The 14,971-nt window shown below is 61.2% G+C and carries 10 protein-coding genes and 1 tRNA gene; 4 read left to right on the top strand and 7 right to left on the bottom strand.

The window, feature by feature from the left end; all coding sequences use genetic code 11:
• Positions 1–2,901, bottom strand: a complete 2,901-nt coding sequence (locus NLM27_RS24100) for a TonB-dependent receptor domain-containing protein (RefSeq protein ID WP_254145703.1) — start codon at positions 2,899–2,901, stop codon at positions 1–3.
• 500 nt (positions 2,902–3,401) lie between these two features.
• On the opposite strand from NLM27_RS24100, the gene mntR reads away from it, so the two are divergent.
• The gene (gene mntR, locus NLM27_RS24095; RefSeq protein WP_254145702.1) at positions 3,402–3,878 is read left to right on the top strand and encodes a manganese-binding transcriptional regulator MntR; all 477 of its coding nucleotides are present in this window, start codon (positions 3,402–3,404) and stop codon (positions 3,876–3,878) included.
• Positions 3,879–5,021: 1,143 nt separating this feature from the next.
• Positions 5,022–5,204, top strand: a complete 183-nt coding sequence (locus tag NLM27_RS24090) for a hypothetical protein (protein WP_254145701.1) — start codon at positions 5,022–5,024, stop codon at positions 5,202–5,204.
• 167 nt (positions 5,205–5,371) lie between these two features.
• Here the strand turns inward: NLM27_RS24090 and NLM27_RS24085 are convergent, their stop codons facing one another.
• Entirely contained in the window at positions 5,372–6,013 is a 642-nt protein-coding gene (locus tag NLM27_RS24085; RefSeq protein WP_254145700.1) for a hypothetical protein, read from the bottom strand.
• Entirely contained in the window at positions 6,014–7,720 is a 1,707-nt protein-coding gene (locus NLM27_RS24080; RefSeq protein WP_254145699.1) for a hypothetical protein, read from the bottom strand. It abuts the gene before it with no gap.
• A 687-nt stretch (positions 7,721–8,407) separates the two neighbouring features.
• Between NLM27_RS24080 and NLM27_RS24075 the strand changes: the two genes are divergently transcribed.
• On the top strand, positions 8,408–9,376 hold the full coding sequence (locus NLM27_RS24075) for a PIN domain-containing protein (RefSeq protein ID WP_254145698.1): 969 nt from the start codon (positions 8,408–8,410) through the stop codon (positions 9,374–9,376).
• Positions 9,377–9,974: 598 nt separating this feature from the next.
• Here the strand turns inward: NLM27_RS24075 and NLM27_RS24070 are convergent.
• Positions 9,975–10,050, bottom strand: a tRNA-Ile gene (locus NLM27_RS24070).
• Positions 10,051–10,473: 423 nt separating this feature from the next.
• Positions 10,474–11,448, bottom strand: a complete 975-nt coding sequence (locus NLM27_RS24065; RefSeq protein WP_254145697.1) for a tripartite tricarboxylate transporter substrate binding protein — start codon at positions 11,446–11,448, stop codon at positions 10,474–10,476.
• Positions 11,449–11,554: 106 nt separating this feature from the next.
• On the opposite strand from NLM27_RS24065, the gene NLM27_RS24060 reads away from it, so the two are divergent.
• Positions 11,555–12,517: a TAXI family TRAP transporter solute-binding subunit gene (locus NLM27_RS24060; protein ID WP_254145696.1), complete on the top strand. Its 963-nt coding sequence runs from the start codon at positions 11,555–11,557 to the stop codon at positions 12,515–12,517.
• Positions 12,518–12,619: 102 nt separating this feature from the next.
• Here NLM27_RS24060 and NLM27_RS24055 read toward each other — a convergent pair whose 3' ends face one another.
• A complete protein-coding gene (locus NLM27_RS24055; RefSeq protein ID WP_254145695.1) occupies positions 12,620–13,849 on the bottom strand; it encodes an ABC transporter substrate-binding protein in 1,230 nt (409 codons plus the stop codon).
• A gap of 97 nt (positions 13,850–13,946) precedes the next feature.
• Entirely contained in the window at positions 13,947–14,840 is an 894-nt protein-coding gene (locus tag NLM27_RS24050; RefSeq protein ID WP_254145694.1) for a helix-turn-helix transcriptional regulator, read from the bottom strand.
• Between the last annotated feature and the right edge of the window lie 131 nt (positions 14,841–14,971).

Raw genomic sequence — 14,971 nt, 5'->3', positions numbered from 1 at the left:
TTACTCTCCGGCGATCGCGGCGCCGAACTTATAGTTTACGCCGAGGCGGATCGCATCGGTTCTGACCTGCGCGTCGGAATCGAATGACGTCGCCATCCCGGCGGCCATGTTCGGCGCGGCACGGAATGAGCCGAGATCGGCGTGCAGATACTCGATCCGTCCGGTCCAGTTGCCGAACAGCCGGCTTTCCAGTCCCGCGCCGACTGCCCAGCCGAAGCGGAACGTGTCGACATTGAAGGGCGTCGTCGTCGCAGCACCGGTGGTGGTGAAGCCCGACACCGTTCCGGACGAGCTCACGGTCCCGAACGGCACGCCGGCCGTGACGTAGGCGAGGCTGTTGGGCGTGACCGCAACGCCGACGCGGCCGCGCAATGAGGCCATCCAGTCGAGCCGATAGTTCATGTTGGCCGTCATCGGGGCATCAAGCGGAAGCAGCGCCGCGTTGCAGGCCGCTGTCGGGCACGTGGTCGACGACTGGCCGCGCTGGCCCGCGTAGACGAAATCGCCTTCGATGCCCGCCACCATCCGTCCCATCGTCCAGTTGTAACCGGCCTGAACGCCGAGCCCCGCATGGTCGAGCCCGGCACTCGGGCGGTCGCCGTCGAGCGGGATCTGGCTCGCATTGTCGATGAAGCCCGCATAGGTCTTGGCGGCGCCCCATGAATATCCGGCGTTGCCGCCGGCGTAGAAGCCACTCCAGTCCCATGAGGCGGTCGGGGGCGCCTTGCGGAAGATCGATGGCGTGTCCTGCGCGCGTGCGGCGCCAATTCTCGTGTTCGCCGGCGCGTCGGCGCCGTATTTGACATTGAGGAACAGCTTGACGGTGCGGCCCGGCTGCAGGATCTCGTCCTTGTGGAACTGCACGGAGTTGCGGATGTCGGCGTTGAGCAGATTGTCGCCGATCAGCCCGGTCGCCACTTCCACCGCGCCCCAGGGCGAATCCTTCCAGCGCTGCCGGTGCTCGAGCTGGAACTTGAGCAGGTTGTAGCCGTCGGTTGGCGTGTCGAATTGTGCAAAATCGTTCTGCCTGAAGGCGTGCAGCAGGTTCAGCCGCGCGTACCATTCGTCGCTGCGCCAATAGACGCCGCCACCGAGCCGCATCGGCGGAATGCGCGGCACGTTGGTGCCGTCGGTGAAGGTGGCGCGCACCATGTCGAACTGGCCTTCCAGTCCGAAGATGCCGCCGGAGAGGGGGGAGACATCCCATTGCCAGGACAATTCGCCGCCGCGGAAGATCGCGTCGCGCTGGGAGTAGGCGACCTGGATGTAGTCGCCGGTGCCGCCCGCGGCGCAGGTCGCAAACGTCGCGCCGCAGAAATTGCCGGTCGACTGGCCGAAGATGAACTTGTCGTAGCGGGTGTAGTACAGGTTCGCATCGAACCTGACCTCGCCGCGGGTCCGCTTCAGGCCGATTTCCGCGGTGTTGGCGGTCTCGAGCGTCAGGTCGGGATTGCCGATCTTGAAGGTCTTCTCCGAATCGTCCGGACCGCTCGCGAACAGTTCGAGCGCGCGCGGCGCACGCTGGATGCGCTGCAAGGTCAAGCTCGCCTGAAGATACGACGGAAGATCCTTGATCACGCCGACGCTGAGGCTGGTCGGCAGGAAGTCGGAGCGGGACGCCGAGCTCGTCGGCAGGGCCGGCGGCGGCAGATTGTTCGACGGGAATCCGAATGAGGTGCCGGCGACGTCGACGGATTCGATACGCCCGGCGAACTGGGTTCGCAGCGTATCGGTGTGTCTCATTTCCTCGAAGAAATATCCGGCGGCGGTCGTGGTCTGCGCCGGGAGCAGGATGGCCTGGCCGAGCGTGTCGAGGCGCTGGTAGGCGCCCTGCACGCCGACGATGCTGGTCAGCGCGCCGAGCGGCGTCACCACCGGCTGGCTCTCCACCTCGACCTTGCCTTCGGTCGCGCGGTTCTTGAACGTCGCGCCGATGGTCTGGAAAGTCCCGAAAGCGGTCTGGTTGACGTCGACCTCGTCGTGCCGATAGTCGGAGTAGCCGAGCCAGTAGCGTACGGCGGCGAACGCGACGGCATCGGGGCGGTATTCGCCCTTGCTCATGATCTTGGTCTGCTCGAGATCGTTGTGCTGTTGGCTCTCGGCCGACGCGATGCCGGGGACGTGATAATCGCTGGTGAAGCGGGAGATCGACAGGCCGACATAGCCGCCGTCGAACAGATAGGAGCCGCCGATCGCCGCGCCCGCGCTCTGCATCGCCGAGTTCGGCTGCCGCCCGTTGAAAGCGGGCGCCGGGCTGGGCGGCACGAGATACGGGTAGCTCGGGATTCGATAGTCCTGGCCACCGCGGCCATAGACGTCGGCGTGCACGGCCACGTTACCGGCGCCGGCATCCAGCAGCAGGCCGCTCTCCCAACCGTTGTCGACCGAGGTGACGGCCGACCGCAGCTCCGCGGCCATTCCGCCGACCGGCGCGGCGGTCGGAATCCGGTTGTTGGTGACGTCGACGATGCCGCCGACCGCCTGCGTGCCGAAGCGCAGCGCGCCCGGTCCGCGAAACACCTCGGTTTTCTGCAGCGCCAGCGGATCAAGCGGCACGCCATGATCCTGCGCGATGTCGGAGACGTCGACACTGCCGATGCCGTTTTCCTGGATTCGGACCTTGGCGTCAGACAGGCCGCGGAGAACAGGGCGTGATGACTGGGTCGACAGGCCGGCCGAGGTTGCCCCGGGGGCGGTGAAGAACAGATTTCCGAAGCTCGTGCTGGTGCTTGCCTGAATCTGGTCGCCGGTCAGCGCTGACGGTGCGAAGGGCGGGGTGGCGGATGTGACCGCGGATGGCGCGACTGGCGCCGGTGCGGCGCGCGACGTGGTGGGTCGGCCCGTCGGCTCGTTGCGGGTGGTGCGGCGCGTCGCCCTGGGCTGCCGGCCCTCGACCGTCACCTGGGGAATTTCGATTTCCGCCGGACTGTTGGCCTGTGCCGGCGATGATGGCGCGGGCGCTGATGGCTGCGTCGCAGCGGCGGGGGATGGGGAATCGGACGTCGTGGGGACTGGCGCGGGAGCTGCGGATGGCCGCGCGTTCGATGCATCCGGCGTCGCGGGCGGCTGGGACTGGGTTGCGGGCGACCCGGACGGACTGTCGGTCGAGGGCGGGGCGGCCTGCTGGGCTGCCGCGATCCCGTGCAAGCAGATCAAGGCAACCGACGTCGTGCCCAATAGGGCCCGACGAGCAACGCAAACACGCATCCCCGACCTCCAACGCGCCTTATCAAGTACACCAATATGTAGCTAAGGCTACAATTGAGAGGCATTGGCTACGATGTCAAGGTGGGGCTGTTGCAATTGCGAAGCTGTTGCAGGAAGGCGACAGGAAAAATCGCCGGCTTGCAATGTCCTGCCGGGGAGCCCATGGTCGGTCAGCCATGAACGCGGATTCTCCCATGAGCCGGAAGGCTTCACCTGCTCGCAAGGCCTCGCTCCATGCCCTCCCGACCGAACAGGCGCAGGCGCGGCGTTTTGGCAAAGCCCGCACCGCGCGGTCGACGGCCATCCTGGAGGACTATGTCGAGCTGATCGCCGATCTGATCGAATCGACAGGTGAGGCGCGCGCCACCGACATCGCGCGACGTCTCGGGGTGTCGCATCCCACCGCGATCAACACGATCGCGCGGCTGAAGCGCGAGGATCTCGCCACGGCGCGCCCCTACCGCGGCATTTTCCTGACCGAGAAAGGCGAGGCGCTCGCAAGGCGCGTGCGCGCGCGCCATCGTCTTGTTCTCGAAGTGCTGCTCGCGCTCGGCGTGCCAAGGGAGGCCGCCGAAGCCGATGCCGAAGGCATCGAACACCATGTCTCGGAGGCGACCCTCAAGGCCTTCTCGGATTTCCTCAAGGGATCGCGGATCAAGAAGGCGAGTTAAGGGAGGCCTTCGCTGCAGCGAGATGCGTGCCAGGCCCCGCTCGCCGTGGATGCAGCCCTAAAGCGCGACGAGATTAGGATGAATCGTCATCGCGCTTTAGGTTTTCATTTGAGCATGATCTCCGCGCAAACGCGTTCCGTGGAAACCGCTGCACACTTTCCGGATCATGCTCTAGCGGCCGTCCTCTTTGCTGCCGCCAGCGGGTAGCTGGTTAAGCGTGAAACAGGTTTCCCTGGACCCCATTGCGACGCAGCTGCTCATCAATCAGGATCGTTCGAACGCGCGCAAGCTTTTGAGGACTGTTGCCCGCGAGATCGGCCGACGATTGTCCTGAACATGCTTCACGATGGACTTGATGGTGGCCGGTCGCCTCTCGCTTCCCAGCAGCTAGTCGATCAGAGAGACACGTGTCTGGTCGGGCGGATGCCGAAATTGATCAAGATACTGCGAAGTTCGTCATCCGACATGAGGTGGCCTATGATGTAGTGGATGCTACATTATCAAGCCTTGGCACCAACGGTCAAGCTGCGAGTCTTCCCATCAACCAGTTGCCGCAGGCTAGCGGCTGGGGCTTCGCCCCGCGTCGGCGGCTTCCTGATCGACGCCTCTCAGGGTGCTGTCGGCGCAGCGAGATCGCCTGGACAGTCAACTGAAGGGGCTGAGTCTACGAGCGAGTGGAGAGCCTCGATGCTGCAGCGACTTTGGCGGGATGCGGGTGTGCGTCACGCTATCGTGAGCATACCGATTTGCCGTTCGCACAGCCGTGATTATTCACCGCGTGTTTTTTCCGAGCGCATACCTACCTCATGCTTATCCAAGAAATTCGAAGGAAACGCATTCAATAGAGCAGGCAATTCGAGCCAGCGCGAATGCTCCGCACGAAAACAACAGCCGTTTGGAGCACGACTATGGATGGATTCAGGACTTTTGTTATTGCAGCGATTATGTCGGTTGGCGTGATAAGTTCTGCGAGTGCCCAGTGCCCGTTGTGGGCGACTCAACATCCAAATTTGTTTCAGGCGCAATATCCCGATCGGGATGTGTTGAACGACTGCGAACTGACGCCAGCAGGCAGAATGGGCCTAGTACGCCCTGGCGGCGCGGCTCCCTTGTTTGGGCCCAACAGGGCTTATGAGACAACGCTTGGCGCTGCTCAGCACCATGGCTTTCAACATCGATCGCGGTGAGTATCTGAAAATAGATCCGGATGGTCGGATTCCGGCGGAGAAACCGGAGCCCGCCAAGTCGAATGACCAGAAAATCACTCCGTGCACCTTCGGTGCACCACAGTCGATCTCGTTCGAGTCTCTGACTTCGGCGCTTTGATCTATGTCAAGCGCGTCTGGGGTTACAGAATTCATCCGGTTCAACGATCAGCATATCTGCTGATTATCTTGATGCTGACGTGAAGCGACAAGGTGTGTCTAAGATGCCACTGGTTCAGCTATTCCAATGTGAGCGTCGGCCCTCAAACATACGACGCCTCAAGCTAGTTAGGGCTCGCTTATCCCGCCAAAGACAACAATTTCCCGTATCTGAGCCGCTACTTCGTTCATTTGTCTCACCAACGACAGCAAGTTCTCAGGCGGACTCAGATCGTCCGTTAGCAGGCTGATTTTGATATCCGCGACTTTCGACTCGGCGCGGAGCGCGGACACAAGCAAGTCGCTAAGGGCCTTTTGTGTCCCCGTAAGCGGCTGTTCAAGGTGCTCTCCTATGATCGAAGCGACAGACGCAGCCAAGCTTACCACGGCCGTCGCGATCGCCACGTGCCTCTTGTCGAGAGCGAGCGCCGAGATCACTCCAACACTAGAGATCGCCGCTGCGATCGCGCTGACGAGCTTTATCGTCCGGGCCCGCTTTATCTGAAGCACAAGCGCCTTGATGACCTTGGACAGTCGGCTTTCGGCTGCGGCTATGCCAGCCTCTGCAAAAGCTCGCAAAGCCTCGGCCCGGCGTCCGTCGTGCAGCTCAGACTGGGAGGTCTCGTCGCCGAGTACAAACGAGGTGTCAAACAGCCCTTTCTGTTCTGGAAAGAGCGTGCGCAAGCGAGCCAACTCCGCTGGCGTTTCGCTCGCCACGAGATTGGCTATTGAGCGAACGGAGAGATGCGCCGCGCCGTCGAAATTTTCCATCTAGTCGCTCACATCTCTTTGAACCGCCTTGCAAACGGTCGCCGATGCAGGATGATTCTCGCAGTCCAGCCGAGCTTCAGCTTCCGTTGCCGACTTCGTCGTTGGGGCCGGCAAGCGCGTCATTTGAAACAGCATACCGCCAAGTGACGTCACAGCACTTATGGTGCCCGGGATGAGGAACGCAGCAATGACGATGACGGCAACCCGACCGATAACAGGCCAATTCTTTTCGGAAATCCAGTCGACCAGCCAGCCGGGTAGGTGCTTTACCGTCCGCCAAGCTAGAACAGCATAGGGAATCATCAGAACGCTAGCGACCACTAAGACATAAGTTGGGTAGCGCTCGAACGAAAAAGCTAATTCCGCGAGTGCAAGCACTGCCGGAAGGCAGAATGCCACAATTAGCCCTAGGCGAAGCGCGATGAACGCAACAAAAAAGATCGTAGAGATCACAAAATGCAAAGGCCGTAGGAATGCGGACCATAAGTGTTCATGAAGGAAATCGCGAAACGACCAACCGCCAAATAGGAAGCTGATTGCAACAAGCGCGCTAATTAGGGGGGCGACGACAAAAAACAATATTTCCCGGCCACATTTAACCACAATCGACCACGTCGGATGCAGTCGAGGATTCGGAACAATCGGAAACAGTCTAAGGTACGCAGCCCTGTTACGACGAAACATGAATGTGAATGCAACGATTCCGAAGCCCCACCACGGAATGAGATATTGCACAATTCCCTCGGCCTCGATGAACCTCACTAGTCGGAGCGAAAAGGCACCCGTGTTGACTGCTTTCTCGTGGCGAACCAGTTGCTCAAGTTCGAGCACACGATGCTCAGCGAGCTTATTCATCGCGGGTCCGGTGATCACGTACGGAGATTCGCTGCGGCCAAATGCACCGAGCATCTGCGCATATGATTTGGCATTCATCGCCTCTGATAGGGAAGCCGAAATGCCGACGTCTGTGACCGAATCTACGAAGCCGCTGCGACCGGTAGCACGAACGCAACTGCAACCGGCAGTCAGAACCGTTACGCCGGCATCGTCAGCGGCCGCTTCGAGTTCGGCAATCGCAATTCGCTGAGTGACATTTCCTCCGGCTGATCTGGCGACAAAACTGCCATCTTCGACATGTCCGATGGCTATGACGACGTCACCGCTGCGGTAAGGCAGCGCGATCTTTCCACTGGCATCGACAAGAAGCCGGCCTTCGGTCAGTTTATCGCCAGCAGCATCGGCCAACCGTTTGATGCTGTCGACGTCGCTGCCATCAAAGAAAGCGGCGACACGGATCCGCTCCGTTTGCACCGGACTTTTTAGAAGCTCGACAACCTCTTCCGTCATTTGCTGATCCAGTCGCACAATAAGCCCTGGGCTCACTTCCCGGAAACGTCCCAATGTACCGTTGCCGAGGGGAAGAATGCGCAGCGGAACTGCGCCAAATCCACTCTCGACAACAAAGACTTGGCCGTCCTTGGCGAGATCGTCGATCTTGTTGCCTAGCAAGTTGGCCGTCTCGAGGGTCATCGCATAACGCTTGGGGTTGACGCGCATTCCGCCTATGTCATCGATGACCCCTCGGGCCGCCCGTACCACATCGTCGGATAGATTGACGACCGCCCGTGCCGCGTTCGAAATTCCCTCTACGATTACTTGCGAACCCTGCACATCGACGAAAACGGCAGCGCCACCCGCGAGAAGCATGGCTTCTCGCTTGGACAAGCTACGCAGGGTTGCTCCACTGACAACGGTCGCTGTACTACGGGTCGCTTTGGAGCCCTTCGAAAGCCAACCTAAGGGACCGCATTGAGCGTCCGTTCCAAATCCACTGAACGCTAAAAGAAGACAAAAAATTATTGAAAGCCGATAAGAATGCATTGCAGCCTCCCGCCGCAACAGTTTGCTGATCTTACGCTTCCATGGGCTCCTTGGCACGGTCATGGCTCTGACCGCAGTCGAAGTCACAAGAGTTCTGATGTCGCTGTGGACGTCCTTGCAAGCCTATAGTCCGCGTGACGGACGGACTTCGTGCGGCAAAACAACAGCTGATTAAATGTCCACTACTGGTTGCAGAGTAGATAACACTGACGACAATCTGGCATTTGTGATGCTGTTCACAGTTCTAACGGAAAAATTGCGTTCGGTCGGTCAACAGATAGCACCGGTCGGGACGCTAGTTCGAAATCAAAAGGCAGCGGTTTCGTGAGACGGCCAATCTTCGGCGGGACATGTCGGCTCGTTACCGGAAAGTTCCTTCCAACCTGCGGGGCGCTCGGGCCTACTTTTTATCTTCTCACCCCTCGCGCAATCGTCTCACTTGCCATTGATTATTCTTCCCGCGCGCAAACAACATGAGGTAGAAATCGATAATTAGGGCCCGGCATTCAGCCTATGATCACACTCTTTGTCGACACAAACATCCTGCTTTCGTTCTACCATCTGACCAGTGAGGATCTGGAAGAGCTACGCAAGCTGGTGGCCCTGGTCGACAAAAAGGAGATCAAGCTTACATTGACGGATCAGGTGAGAAATGAGTTTCTGCGCAATCGAGCTACAAAGATAGTAGACGCCATGAAGCGGTTGCAGGAGCCAGTGCTCAAAGTCTCATATCCAGCTTTCGCTAAGGACTATCGAGAATACACGGAGCTGCGGACGCTGCTCGATGACGCTAATAAGAAGCGCGCGCAATTGGTGGAAGCTATCACGGCAGATGCAGCGGGCGCAAAATTGAAGGCGGATGCGCTGGTGGACGAACTATTTGGAAAGGCCACGATCATTGAGGTGACCGAGGAAATTTATCTTCAAGCTCTCAAACGCTCGCGACTCGGTAACCCGCCGGGAAAAGAAGGGTCGCTGGGCGACGCAGTTAACTGGGAATGTCTGCTTTCGAAAATCGCGGATAGAACATCAGTTCACTTTGTGTCCGAAGACAGAGACTACCGCTCCCATCTCTCGCCGCCAGAAATGAGCGAGTTCCTAGCTTTTGAGTGGGAAGATCGAAAGCAGGCAAGCATTCATTTTTATACGCGGATCTCAGATTTTTTTAAACTCAACTTTCCGGCCATCAAGATAGCGAGCGACATTGAGCGGGATCTTCACATAGCCGAACTCTGTGAGAGCCGGACCTTCGCAACCACCCATTTGGTGATAGCGAAACTCGCGAAACACACCGACTTTTCGCCTACCCAGATCGAGGAGTTGATGCGCATCGCGCAGACGAACAACCAAGTTGAGTGGATTTTAGGTGACGCGGACTTGCACGGCTTCTACTCCTCTCTTCTCAAACATGCACCGAAATTGTCGCCCGATATACTTGACCAGCTCGAACAGGTGGTGAAGTCAGGCGAACCGAATCAATGACGATGATGTCTTGAAAGGGCGCTGTCTCATCTCACGCAAAAGGCCAACATTGTTTCGAGCTCAGCGCGGATCGCCGTGAAATAGCGGTTCACAGGGACGCGGGCCTACGCAGGTGAAGCAATCAGGAATGATCCATCTCACGGCAGATCCGGGACGGAATATCGACCGCCGGGTGCTTTCGCCCGGCAGTGGCTGGGCAGGCAGCTTGGCTTTGTTGATGCTTCGACGAACGTTCGCTTTTCAGATTGCGCATGGGTTGCAATGAGGTAGAGGACACCAGCGATACACACTGTCGCCAGGCTCGCGACTACTACGCGCAGCCCATCCCAAAGCAACATCTTACCTAGCGCACAGATCGTCACGTCGGATGGAATAAAGTTGAGTCGTTAATCGTTCGTACGCCCGTGCCTATTATCGACCAAAGAGTAGTTATGGCGCTGCCCAGCGTCGTGAGAGCTCGCGAGATCGAAAAGCAAGAACCGTCCAACCAGGCTCGTCCAGTATTGGCACCGGAACGGACAGAGCACGTATCTGTGGCGATAGCTGTAGCGGCGATTTTCCGGCTTGTGCGGTGCTGGCTATAAGCCTCTGATCTCATTGGTGGGCCCGGCAGGACTCGAACCTGCAACCAGACCGTTATGAGCGGCCGGCTCTAACCATTGAGCTACAGGCCCCGCCGCGAGGCGGCCGCTTCGCGCGGCCGGCAACGGTGCGCGGTTCGTTTACAGGGACCGAGGCGGGCGTGCAATCCTCAAGCGATTTCAAGCGATTTCAAGCGAGTGCTCATCGGCTCGCGTCAGGACAACGCGCCAAATAGAACTGCCCTGACCAAGCCGGAACGCCGGGGCTGCGCGGCATGCATTGCTCCCGGGCGATCGCTGGAATTCGGAATAATGGCATTCTGCCAGTGTTTTGCCCGACGTGTCAAATGGCCTTGCGGTCGTCGGCCGGGTCCGGCTTTTCCGCTTCCGTAACCCCCTGTGATTGCTCATGTCTTCTACTGTGCATGGGGTTGTTTTCGCACTTATTGTTGTGAGAGGGCCCCTCGGCCCCCTCAAACGTCCTGCCCTTGAGCGACAGGCCCTGCGGGGCGGTGCCTAATCCACCGACACCCCCGCGAACTCCACCACCTTGCGCCACTTCTCGGTTTCATCGGTGACCAGCTTGCCGAACTCGGCCGGCGTCATCGGCTTGGCGAGGCCGCCGGTCTCCGCGAGGCGGGCGACCAGCTTGGGGTCCTTCAGCGCTTCGCCGACGGCCTTGTTGAGGATCTCGATCACCTCGGGCGGCGTGCCCTTCGGCGCGGAGATGCCGTAGAAGCCGACCGCTTCAAAACCCGGCACGGTCTCGGCGATCGCGGGCACGTCGGGCACGCTCGGCCAGCGCTGCGGCGAGGTCACGCCCAGCGCACGGACGTTGCCGCCCTTCGCCTGCTCCAGCGCGGACGGCAGATTGTCGAAGATCAGCTGCACCTTGTTGGAGATGATGTCGGGGAAGGCGATGGCCGAGCCGCGATAGGGCACGTGCACCATGTCGCATTTGGTCATCACCTTGAACAGCTCGGCCGACATGTGCACCGAGGTGCCGTTGCCCGACGAGGCAAAGGAGATTTTTCCAGGATTGGCCTTGCAGTAGTCGACGAACTCCTGAACCGTCTTGGCGGGGAACGCGTTGGAGACGACCAGCATGTTGGTGAGCTGCATGATGCTGGCGACCGGCACGGTGTCGCGCAGGAAGTCGAACGGCAGCTTCTTGTAGAGCGATGTCGAGATCGCGTTGTTGGGCGCGACGAACAGCAGCGTGTAGCCGTCGGGCGCTGCGTTGATCGCAGCCGCGGCCGCGATGTTGCCGCCGGAGCCGGTGCGGTTCTCGACGATGAATTGCTGGCCGAGACGGTCCGACAACCACTGCGCCATGATCCGCGCCACGATGTCGACCGGGCCGCCGGCGGAAAAGCCGATCAGCCAGTGCACCGGACGGTCGGGATAGGCGGCGGAGGCGGGAGGGGTGGTGCTGAAAAGTGATGCAAGAATGACGAGCCCGAAAACACCGTTACGCAAAATTCGCAACATGACGCCTCCCATTGTTCTATTGTCGTTGCGGGCATGCTTTCACAAAATCGGGCTGCTGCCTACATCGTCGCAAGTCGGTGTTGACGCAGTTTCGTCAGGGACCACCATGAGATTCGCGACCATCATTCTCGCTGCGGCGCTGTTCGCCGGTCCCGCCGCTGCTCAAACCGGAGGCAACGCCATTCCGACGACGACAATCAGTCTGGGCACTGCGACGCCCGGCGGCGGCTTTCCGCTCTACGGCAACGCCTTCGCGGAGGTGCTGAACGCGGCCGATCCGCAGATCTCCATCGCGCCCCGCAACACCAAGGGCAGCAACGAGAACATCCCGCTTCTGGAGAAGGGCGAGCTCGATCTCGCGCTGGTCGCGGGCGAACCGGCCTATGAAGCCTTTGCCGGCATCGGCCGCGCGCCCGTGCGGCTCAAGATTCTCACGGCGATCTATTCCAACCCCGGCATGTTCGTGGTGCGCGCGGACAGTCCCTACAAGACGATCCGCGATCTCGTCGGACAGCCGGTCGCGTTCGGCGCCAAGGGCTCGGGCCTGCCGATCCTGGCGCGCTACGTGCTGGATGGACTCGGGTTGAAGCAGGACGAGGACTTCAAGGCTGTTTATCTCGACCGCGCCGGCGACGGTCCCGCGATGGTCGAGGATGGCCGCGTCGCCGCGCTGTGGGGCGCGGGCATCGGCTGGCCCGGCTTTGCCGCGGTCGCATCGAGCGCGTCAGGCGCACGCTTCATCGCACCCAGCGCTGACGAGATCACGCGCATCCGCGCCAAGCATGCGTTCCTCAAGCCGCTGCTCGTGCCGGCGGGTAGCTATCCGAAGCAGGCCGAGCCGATCGCGTCGCTGGGGTCGTGGAGCTTTGTCCTCACGCGCGAGGATTTGCCTGATGATGTCGCCTATCGGCTGGCGAAGACGCTGCATGGCGCAGAAGTGACGTTCTGCAAGAAGCTCGCACAGGCCTGCGAGACGACGGCGTCGAACACGGTCGCGGCCGCGCCGAAGGTGGAGCTGATCCATCCCGGCGTGATGAAATATTTTCGCGAGATCGGGGTGGTGAAGTAGGACGCGGCCACACCCGCCGCCGTCATGGCCGGGCTTGACCCGGCCATCCACGCGTCACCGCGACAAGCCCGGGCATGACGAGTTGTGTGCTTTGCGAGACCGTCACTTCTTCACCAGCGGGCACGCCGGGTCCGGCGGGCCGAACGCCTTGTCGCCGGAGATGGTGGTGAGGATCTTGTAATAGTCCCACGGATATTTGCTTTCCTCCGGCGTCTTCACCTGCACCAGCCAGAGGTCGTGCACCATCAGATTGTCCTCGCGCAGGCGGCCGTTGCGGGCGAAGAAATCCTCGATCGGCTTTTCCCGCATCTTCGCGGCGACCTTGAGCGGATCGTCGGTGCCGGCTTCCTTGATGGCGTTGAGATAGTGCATCACGCTGGAATAGACGCCGGCCTGCCACATCGACGGCATCTTGTTCATCTTGGCGAAATAGCGCTTCGACCATTCGCGGGTCTTGTCGTCCATGTCCCAATAGAACGACGTGGTCAGGAGCAGGCCTTGAGCTGCCTGCAGGCCGAGGCCGTGGATGTCGGTGATCAGCGCCAGCAGCGCCGCCATCTGCTGGCCGCCCTTGAACACGCCGAACTCCGAGCCGGTCTTGATCTCGTTCATGTTGTTGGGGGGGCCTGCGGCAATGCCGATGATCTTGGCCTTGGAGGCCTGCGCCTGGAGCACGAAGGAGGAGAGGTCCGGGGTCGCCAGCGGCGGCCGCACCGAGCCCAGCACCTTGCCGCCATTGGCGGTGACGACGGCGGACGCGTCGCGCTCCAGCGAATGGCCGAAGGCGTAATCGTCGGTGATGAAGAACCAGCTGTCGCCGCCGCGCTTGACCACGGCGTCCGCCGTGCCGACCGCGAGCGCGCGGGTGTCGAACACCCATTGGATCGCGTAGGGCGAGCAGAATTTTCCGTGGAAATCCGCGGTGCCGGTGGAGTGGGTGATGAACAGCCGCTTCTTCTCGTTGGCGACGTTCTGCACCGCGAGCCCGACCGCGGAGACCGGCACGTCGACGATCAGGTCGACCTGGTCGACGTCGTACCAGCGCCGCGCGATCGTGCCGCCGATGTCGGCCTTGAGCTGGTGGTCGCCGATCACGATGCTGATCGGCTTGCCGAGCACAGTGCCGCCGAAATCGTCGATCGCCATCTGCGCCGCCGTCACCGAGCCCTGGCCGGTCGGCGCGGAGGCCGGGCCGTTCATGTCGGTGAGCACGCCGATCTTGACGACGTTGTCGGAGACCTGCGCCGACGCCGCACCCGGCAGCAGCGATGCCGCCAAGAACGTCGCTGCAAAGGCGGCCGCGACCGGCAGTCCAAATCTGATTGGCTTCACGCTCGTCCCTCCCTGATCCGGCTCGTTGGCCGGTGTTGCCCGGGTATGCCCGGCTGAATTGGTTTCTTTTGCAACTATTTGGGGGTGGGCGTCAACGTCAGGCCGCGAAGCGGATCTGTCCCGCGGGCGAGGGGTCGTAACCGGTCAGTTCCTCGGCGCGCTGCCGTAGACGCCTTTCGCCGAGGAGCCGGAAGAGGGCCTGCATGGCGGGGCGGAAATAGCTGCGTTGCCGCATTGCGAGGTCGAAGTTCTCCCAGACCAGCGGCACGAAATCGAGGCCGGCCGAGCGCGCCGCCGCGCGCGTTGCGATGCCGCAATCGGCCTGGCCGGCGCGGACGACCTCGGCGAGGTCCGGGCCGGTCAGGGCCGGCGCCTCCACGCGGCGCAGATCCCGTGTCGCGGCGCCCCCGCGCTTCAGGAGCATGTCGAGCAGCATCTGCGCGCCTGTGCCTTGTTGTCGCATCGCCATCCTGGCGCCGAGGGCGAGCACGTCGGACAGGCCGTGCAGGTGCTTGGGATTGCCTTGCGGCAGCACGAGACCCTGCTCGCGGCGCACGAATGCGACCAGCACCGCATCATGCAGGTCGGGAGCTGCCCGCAGCGCCTCGACACTGGCATCACCGGCGAGACTGCCTTCGGCGTCCAGGGCATGGAAGTGCACCGCCGCGGCCATCACCTCGTTGCGTTGCAGGCGCTCGAGCCCGCGCGCGCTGCCCTCGCTCATCGATCCCAGGCCCGAACCGGATTCGCGCAGGCTCCAATCCAAAAGCTCGTCCTGGCTGCCGCCGACGACCGGCGGCGGCTCCGCGATCAGCATGCCGGCCGGACGGGCCAGTCCCGACAGCACCCAGAGATCGAGTTCGTGCCGCGGGAAGAGCCACTTCCCGGTCACCTTGGTGCAGGGGATCGCACCGGTGGTGACGAGTTCGTACAGCTTGCGTTCGCCGAGCCGAAGATAGTCGGCGGCTTCGCTGGTCGTCAGGAATTCCATCCTGCATTCCTATGCAAATTCTTGCTTCTTTTTGACGTTCGACGCAGGTGGTGTAACTTATGTCCGCGGGGACCATGCCCGATCATCTCGCTGCTTTGCAACACATCCTCGCACGCGATTTCTGCTTTGGT

This window comes from Bradyrhizobium sp. CCGB12 (assembly GCF_024199845.1).
In the GTDB taxonomy this organism is placed as follows: Bacteria; Pseudomonadota; Alphaproteobacteria; order Rhizobiales; family Xanthobacteraceae; genus Bradyrhizobium.
The sequence above is the reverse complement of the archived record's forward strand: the minus strand, read 5'-3'. Positions and strand labels throughout refer to the sequence as shown.

Coding starts and splice junctions, on each gene's coding strand:
- mntR (WP_254145702.1), top strand. CDS start 3,402: ATGAGCCGGAAGGCTTCACCTGCTCGCAAGGCCTCGCTCCATGCCCTC.
- NLM27_RS24085 (WP_254145700.1), bottom strand. CDS start 6,013: ATGGAAAATTTCGACGGCGCGGCGCATCTCTCCGTTCGCTCAATAGCC.
- NLM27_RS24080 (WP_254145699.1), bottom strand. CDS start 7,720: ATGCTTCTCGCGGGTGGCGCTGCCGTTTTCGTCGATGTGCAGGGTTCG.
- NLM27_RS24075 (WP_254145698.1), top strand. CDS start 8,408: ATGATCACACTCTTTGTCGACACAAACATCCTGCTTTCGTTCTACCAT.
- NLM27_RS24065 (WP_254145697.1), bottom strand. CDS start 11,448: ATGTTGCGAATTTTGCGTAACGGTGTTTTCGGGCTCGTCATTCTTGCA.
- NLM27_RS24060 (WP_254145696.1), top strand. CDS start 11,555: ATGAGATTCGCGACCATCATTCTCGCTGCGGCGCTGTTCGCCGGTCCC.
- NLM27_RS24050 (WP_254145694.1), bottom strand. CDS start 14,840: ATGGAATTCCTGACGACCAGCGAAGCCGCCGACTATCTTCGGCTCGGC.